Source organism: Pseudomonas agronomica, from assembly GCF_025917275.1.
In the GTDB taxonomy this organism is placed as follows: Bacteria; Pseudomonadota; Gammaproteobacteria; order Pseudomonadales; family Pseudomonadaceae; genus Aquipseudomonas; species Aquipseudomonas agronomica.
Genome location: NZ_JAOSHO010001000.1, coordinates 1 through 571, shown reverse-complemented (window position 1 = coordinate 571; position 571 = coordinate 1). Strand labels below are relative to the sequence as shown.

Below are 571 nucleotides of genomic sequence, written 5' to 3'. Positions count from 1 at the left end.
CAGCAGGAAAAATTCCCGATCAATGGCATCGCGCAGGTCCGGCAGCTCCCAATCGCGGAATTCCGGCAGCAGCACCATGCCATAGGCTTCCAGGTTATTGATGACCCGTGCGCCCCGGGCGATCAGTTGGTAGGCCCAGCAATATTCCGATTGGTTCGGCACGAAGCGGATCTTGCGCGCTTCCAGTTGCTGGCGCAGCAGCGCCGGGTCGAAAACTTCCAGCTTCGCCACCATCACCTGCGCCAGCAGTTGCTCCAGCCGCAGCCACACCGCGCGTTTTTCCTCCTCGTTGTAGCCGTTCCAGTGAATCACTTCATGGTGGAACCGCTTGCAGCCACGGCAGACCAGGTCACCGTAGACAGTGGAACAGAGGCCGACGCAGGGCGTCTTGATGAGCTGGTTGGGCATAAGGTAACGCACACGCAAAAACAGGACAGGCGGGCATGTTAGCCCTTTGTCTAAGATTGATCACCCCTCAAACCTGGAAGCCCAACTTACCTTTAATTTTTTTTTCCCGTAGAATCAGCCAGCCTTTTAAGGCGCCAATGTCCGTTAGAAGCTGTTTTCAAAG

Annotated in this window: 1 protein-coding gene; it reads right to left on the bottom strand. The window is 56.0% G+C overall.

The annotated features are described in order from the left end of the window. Positions 1-408: DUF1289 domain-containing protein (locus tag OC610_RS28590; protein ID WP_264433118.1), on the bottom strand; the 408-nt coding region annotated here is incomplete at its 3' end. Positions 409-571: the final 163 nt, after the last annotated feature.